The sequence below is a fragment of the Rhodovibrio sodomensis genome, assembly GCF_016583645.1.
Lineage (GTDB): Bacteria > Pseudomonadota > Alphaproteobacteria > Kiloniellales > Rhodovibrionaceae > Rhodovibrio > Rhodovibrio sodomensis.
Genome location: NZ_NRRL01000182.1, coordinates 1 through 6,255 on the forward strand (window position 1 = coordinate 1; position 6,255 = coordinate 6,255).

The window sequence follows — 6,255 nt, forward strand, 5'->3', positions numbered from 1 at the left end:
GCGGGGGTCGCGGGGCGTGCGGTCGCGTTTGACGAACTGCGGGCCGCTGCCGCCGTCCGCGCCGCGCCGGGCGTCCTTGGCGAGTTCCAGGCCGGGCTGCCGGCCGCCGCGCAGTTCCAGGTAGACTTCCGCCAGGAGCTGGCAGTCCAGCAGCGCGCCGTGGAAATCGCGCGAACTGTTGTCGATCTCGAAACGCTTGCACAGCGCGTCCAGGTTGACCTGCGCGCCGGGAAACCGCCGGCGCGCCATCTCCACCGTGTCGACGCTGTCGTTGGTCAGGCGGTCCCGCCCGGCCCAGCTCAGCTCGGCGTTCAGGAAGCCGAGGTCGAACTTGGCGTTGTGGATCACCAGGCGCGCGTCCTGAACGAAATCCAGGAACTCCTGCGCACGCTCGCGGAAAGTGGGGAACGTCTTCAGGTAATCGAGCCCCAGGCCGTGGACCCGGAAGGCGTCCTCGGGAACCTCGCGCTCCGGGTTGACGTAGAGCTGCTGGGTGCGGCCGGTGGCGACGTGATTGACCAGCTCGACACCGGCGATCTCGACGATGCGGTGACCGGCCTGCGGATCTAGGCCGGTCGTCTCGGTATCCAGAACGATCTCACGCACTTGGCCGTCGTCTCCCAGATCGTGGGCTTTTGGGCGGGTTGTCCCGCAATATTTTGACGACTCGGCGCAGGCTGCGCAAGCTATGCAGCCGTCCCAGGCCGGTCGGCACGACGAAGTCCGCGCGCCGGCGTTTGTCCGCGTCGGGCAGCTGCTGGGCGCGGATCCGGGCCAGCTTGTCGCGCGTCATGCCGGGGCGGGTGAGCACGCGCGCCTCCTGCACGAAGCGCGGCGCGGAGACCACCGCGACTGCGTCGCACAGCTTCTCCCCGCCGGTTTCGAACAGCAGCGGGACGTCGAGCACCACCAGCTCGTCGCCGCGGTAGCGCCGGGCGTCGATGAAGCGGTGCGCGTCCGCCCGCACCTTGGGATGCAGGATCGCCTCCAGCCGCTCGAGCGCGTCGGGATCGTCGAACACCCGCGCGCCCAGCGCCCGCCGGTCGACCGCGCCGTCGACCACGGCGTCCGGAAACGCCCGCGCGATCTCCGGCACCGCCCGGCCGCCCTTGGCCATCAGCCGGTGCACGGCGGCGTCCGCGTCGTGCACGGCCAGGCCCATATCCCGCAGCATGCCCGCGGCCGTCGACTTGCCCATGCCGATCGACCCGGTCAGGCCGAGCACGACGGGACGCCGGCGGACCCGGCGCGCCCGCCGCCGCCGGCTAGTCCTGCAGCACGAAGTCACGCAGCGCCTCCGTGACCTCCGGGCGGACGCCGAACCACGCCGCGAATCCCGGCACCGCCTGGTGCAGCAGCATGCCGATGCCGTCCACCACCGGGTTGCCGCGCGCCCGGGCGCGGGCCAGCAGATCGGTCTCCAGCGGCTGGTAGACGATGTCGTTGACCAGCGCGGTGCCGGGCAGGGCGGTCAGGTCGATCGGCAGCGGACCGTGACCGGTCATGCCCAAGCTGGTGGTGTTGACCAGCAGGTTGGCGCCGTCCAGCGCGGCGTCCTTGGCGTCCCAGTCGGTCGCCGTGACCGGCCCGTCCAGCGCGCGCGCCAGCGCGTCCGCCTTGTCGCGGGTGCGGTTGGCGATCCGGATCGCCGGGACGCCGGCATCGCTCAGGGCGACCACGACCGCGCGCGCCGCCCCGCCCGCGCCCAGCACGACCGCCGGGCCCGCCGTCGGGTCCCAGTCCGGCGCGCCCTGGCGCAGGTTGTTCAGAAAGCCGACGCCATCGGTGTTGCGCCCTTCCACGGTCGGGCCGTCGAACACCAGCGTGTTGACCGCGCCCAGCCGCCGGGCGTGGTCGTCCAGCCGGTCGCACGCCGCGAGCACGCCCTGCTTGTGCGGCACGGTCACGTTGGCGCCCATGAAGCCCAGCCGCGGCAGGGCGCGCACGCCGTCCACCACGTCCTCGGGCGCGGTCGGCAGCGGTACGTAGGCGCCGTCGATGCCGTGCTGAGCCAGCCAGTAGCCGTGCAGGCGCGGCGAGCGCGAGTGCGCCACCGGCCACCCCAGCACGCCCGCCAGTCGGCTTCGGCCCGTCAGGGTCATGGGTCGTCTCTCGGTCCTCGTCGTGGTCGCGTGGTGGCAGGTCGCCTCGGCGGGTCCCTCTCCCTCGAGGAGAGAGGACAGGTGAGGGTGGGACTCCCCGGCATTCGGCGAGGAGTCCCACCCTCACCCTCCCACGGACCGGATGGTCCGCGGGCCCCTCCCTCTCCCCTCAAGCGAGAGGGGTTGCGGTGCGCCGCCTCCGCCTCCTTGGCAAGCCCGCTAGCTCGGCAGGACGCCGTGGTTGCGCAGGAGGTCCGTCAGCGGCAGCAGCGGCAGGCCCAGGACGGTGAAGTAGTCGCCCTGCACCTGGGTGAACAGCTGCGCGCCCACGCCCTCCAACTGGTAAGCGCCGACGCTGTCGAACGCGGCGGCGCCGACCGTGTCCAGGTAGCTGTCGATGAACCCCGCGCTGAGCGGGCGCACGGTCAGCTTGGCGCTGTCGATATGGTGCCAGATCCGCCCGCCGTCCTTGACCACGACGGCGCAGGCGATCAGCCGGTGGGTCTTGCCGGAGAGGGTGCGCAGCGTCTGCGCCGCCTGGTCGCGCGTCCGCGGCTTGTCGAGCCAGGCGCCGTCGACCTCCAGCATCTGGTCGGCCCCCATCACCAGGCAGCCGCCGTAGCGCTCGGCGACGCGCTGCGCCTTCATCTCCGCCAGCGCCTCGGCAACGTCGTCGGCGCCGGCGCCGTCGGCCCGGAAGGCGGCCTTGACCTCGTCCTCGTCGACGCCCGGCCGGTCGGCCGCGTGCACCGGCACGCCCGCTGCTTCCAGCATGTGCCGGCGGGTCGGGCTTTGCGAGCCGAGCACGAACGGCGGCGCGTCCGGCTTGGCACCGGCGATCCGGGGCGCCGGAGCGGCGGCGGTGTCGGTCATCCGGCCTCCTGCGCCCGGTGGCGGCTGTAGTAGGTCATGATCGTCGCGGCGGTCTCCTCGATCGAGCGGCGGGTGACGTCGATCGTCGCCCAGCCCTTGCGGGCGAACAGACGCCGGGCCTCCTGCACCTCCTCGCGGACCTTCTCGGGATCGACGTAGTCGGTGTCGCCGGCGTGCTCGTCCAGCATGTTCAGCCGCTGACGGCGGACCTGCACCAGGCTCTGCGGATCCTTGGTCAGACCGACGATCAGCGGGCCGTCCAGGTTGAACAGCTCCTCGGGCAGCGGAATGCCCGGCACGTAGGGGATGTTGGCGGCCTTGATACCGCGGTTGGCCAGGTAAATGCAGGTTGGCGTCTTCGACGTGCGCGACACCCCGACCAGGATCACGTCGGCGTCCTGCAGCTGTGCCGTCGACTGCCCGTCGTCATGGCTGAGGGTATAGTTCATCGCCTCGATGCGCTCGAAGTACTCCGTGTCCATGACGTGCTGCAGCCCTGGCTTGCCGGAGATCGGCAGGCCGAAGTAAGCGGCCAGCGCATGGATCACCCCGTCGAGCACCGGGATCGTCGGCACCCCCAGGTCGCGCGTGCCCTCGACCAGCTTGGCGCGCATCTCCTCGTTGACCAGCGTGAACAGGACCGGCCCCGGGTACTTCTGAACCCCGGCGATGACCCGGTCCATCTGGCTGCGCGTGCGCACCAGCGACCAGACATGCTCGACCGGCTCGATCCCGGAAAACTGCACGAGGCACGCCCGGGTGACCGAACTGATGGTCTCGCCGGTGGCGTCCGAGACGAGGTGGAGGTGATAGCTGGTCATCGCTCCCCAAGGCGCTGATCGGCGCGGTTTGGCGCGGGTCCGGCCGAGCCCGGTTAGGGCCCCGCGCCGTTTGTGCACAGATCGCCGCGTCAGCCTGTGCATGATCCGGGAGGACTCCGGCCGGTCGGCGTGGCAAGAGAATTCCACACAGGCTGACCCGGAATCCATGAGTCGGCTTGTCCGCAGGGCTTGCGCCCCGTCCACAGGGTGGGAAAACTGGCATGCCGAGCGCGGCCGCGGCAAGGTTGTCCACCTTTTCCACAAGGCCCCGGTGGACAGATCGACTCGGCACGCCGGCACCGAGTCAACGCCGGTAACCAGCCGAGTCTTGCACACCCGACCGCCAAGGCCGCACAAACCCCGCTCAGTATCCGAATAGCCTAGGGACAACGCGATCATCCCCAGGTTCCACCGGCCAACTACCGCAACCGACTCTTTAAATTAAACTCTTCCCAGAGTTTGAAGGACAGGACATGCCCGTCGATCACGCCGCCAGCCGACCCGCCGAGACCGGCAAACCGCTCCTCGACGCCCTGCACGGTTATCGCCAGTCGGTACCGCCGATCTGGCTGATGCGGCAGGCAGGCCGGTACCTGCCGGAGTACCGGGAACTGCGGGCCACGGCCGACGGCTTCCTGGATCTTTGCTTCACCCCGGAAAAGGCGATCGAGGTCACGCTGCAGCCGATCCGCCGGTATCAGATGGACGGCGCGATCCTGTTCTCCGACATCCTGGTGATCCCCTACGCGCTGGGGCAGAAGCTCTGGTTCACCGAGGGCGTCGGCCCGCAGCTGGAGGCGCTGGAGACCCCGCGCGACGCCGCCCAGCGGCTGTCGGTCACAGGCATGCACGAGACGCTGGCCCCGGTGTACGAGACGCTGGCCGGGGTGAAGGCGAAGCTGCCGCGCGAGACCACCCTGCTGGGCTTCGCCGGGGCGCCCTGGACGGTCGGCTCCTACATGATCGAGGGCGGCTCCTCGCGCGACTTCTTCAAGGCCAAGCAGTGGATGTTCCAGGAGCCGGAGGCGTTCCAGGCGCTGATCGATCTGTTGGTCGAGGCGACCGCGGACTACCTCTGCGCCCAGATCGACGCCGGGGCGGAAGCGGTGCAGGTATTCGATTCCTGGGCCGGCAGCCTGGCGCCGGACGACGTCGTCCGCTGGTCGCTGAATCCGCTGCGGCAGATCCACGACAAGGTGAAGGCGCGCCACCCGCAGACCCCGGTGATCGTGTTCCCGCGCGGCGTCGGCCCGGTCTATCAACGCTACGCCGACCAGGGCATCGGCGACGCGCTCGGCCTGGACACCGGCCTGCCGGCCGCCTGGGCGCGCGACCACGTTCAGAACAGGCTGACGGTGCAGGGCAACCTGGACCCGCTGCGCGTGGTCGCCGGCGGCGAGGGGATGCGCCAGGCGACGCGCGAGCTGCTGGATACGCTAGCGGGCCGCCCGTACGTCTTCAACCTGGGCCACGGTGTGGTGCCGCAGACCCCGCCGGAACACGTCGGCGAACTGGTTGAGCTTGTGCGCAGCCACGGCCAGCGTTAAGCCGGGCGCGGGCGGCGACACGGCGGCGCGCGGCCCGGGGTCGCGCCGCTGTTCCACGTGAAACATTTCGGCCCGGCAACGACCGCCGGCCGCACCGGCTGAATAGGGGATCGCATGACCGGCTTTCTGGGCCAGGCGTACATCTGGGTCCTGATCCTGCACATCCTGTCGATCATCACTTGGATGGCGGGGCTGTTCTATCTGCCGCGGCTGTTCGTCTACCACGCCCAGGCGAACCCGACCGGCGAGCCGGCGGAGACCTTCAAGGTGATGGAGCGCCGGCTGCTCAAGGCGATCATGAATCCGTCGATGATCGTCGCCTGGGTGCTGGGTCTGGCGCTGGCGCTGCACATCGGCGCGTTCACGCAGGGCTGGTTCCACGGCAAGCTGTTGCTGGTGGTGATCATGAGCGCGCTGCACATGGCGATGGGCAAGTGGCGCAAGGACTTCGAGGCGGGCCAGAACAAGCACGGCCACAAGTTCTACCGGATCATCAATGAGGTCCCGACCGTCACCCTGATCCTGGTGGTGATCCTGGTGAAGGCGAAGCCGTTCTAGGCAGGGCCGGAGAGCTCGAATTCGGTGGCGGGGGGCAGTGCCGGGCGGGGCGAAACGCCGCCGGCGGGTCCCTGGTTGCCGGTGCGGCTGCTGCACCCCCATCGCTTGCGACCGGGTTTCGGCGGCCACCACACCTGATGCGCGCTGTCCTCAACATGGGTCAGTTTCTCTTGTGTGTACGAACAGAACGTGATTCTTAACGTTCTGGCGTTTCATTCAGGGGGCTACGATGGGCGGGTTGGAGACGGTAGCGGCGGCGGTCGAGGCGGATCTTGCGGCGCGTTTGCCGCAGCAGCGCGTGACGCAGCGACGCAATCTCGCCTTGCTCGTCGCGGTCCTGCTGTGCGAACGCGA

The 6,255-nt window shown here is 69.9% G+C and carries 7 protein-coding genes; 2 read left to right on the plus strand and 5 right to left on the minus strand.

From position 1 onward, the window contains the following. The 5 genes from dnaQ to CKO28_RS26315 form a co-directional block, all read right to left on the minus strand. Positions 1 to 606: DNA polymerase III subunit epsilon (gene dnaQ, locus CKO28_RS26295; protein WP_200344216.1), on the minus strand; the 606-nt coding region annotated here is incomplete at its 3' end. After that, complete coding sequence (gene coaE, locus CKO28_RS26300; RefSeq protein ID WP_338050252.1) at positions 599 to 1,225, minus strand: dephospho-CoA kinase; 627 nt, start codon at positions 1,223 to 1,225, stop codon at positions 599 to 601. The genes dnaQ and coaE, both read right to left, overlap by 8 nt. Positions 1,226 to 1,265: 40 nt before the next feature. Next, entirely contained in the window at positions 1,266 to 2,102 is an 837-nt protein-coding gene (locus CKO28_RS26305; RefSeq protein WP_200344218.1) for a shikimate dehydrogenase, read from the minus strand. 219 nt (positions 2,103 to 2,321) lie between these two features. Next, positions 2,322 to 2,975 carry a Maf family protein gene (locus CKO28_RS26310; RefSeq protein WP_200344220.1) on the minus strand — a complete coding sequence of 218 codons (654 nt, stop codon included), beginning with the start codon at positions 2,973 to 2,975 and terminating at the stop codon, positions 2,322 to 2,324. Next, a complete protein-coding gene (locus tag CKO28_RS26315; RefSeq protein ID WP_200344222.1) occupies positions 2,972 to 3,796 on the minus strand; it encodes a pyruvate, water dikinase regulatory protein in 825 nt (274 codons plus the stop codon). The genes CKO28_RS26310 and CKO28_RS26315 overlap by 4 nt, the downstream gene beginning before the upstream one ends. A 473-nt stretch (positions 3,797 to 4,269) precedes the next feature. Between CKO28_RS26315 and hemE the strand changes: the two genes are divergently transcribed. Then, positions 4,270 to 5,343, plus strand: a complete 1,074-nt coding sequence (gene hemE, locus CKO28_RS26320) for a uroporphyrinogen decarboxylase (RefSeq protein WP_200344224.1) — start codon at positions 4,270 to 4,272, stop codon at positions 5,341 to 5,343. Between the two features lie 114 nt (positions 5,344 to 5,457). Beyond that, on the plus strand, positions 5,458 to 5,901 hold the full coding sequence (gene hemJ, locus CKO28_RS26325; RefSeq protein ID WP_200344226.1) for a protoporphyrinogen oxidase HemJ: 444 nt from the start codon (positions 5,458 to 5,460) through the stop codon (positions 5,899 to 5,901). Positions 5,902 to 6,255 lie beyond the last annotated feature (354 nt).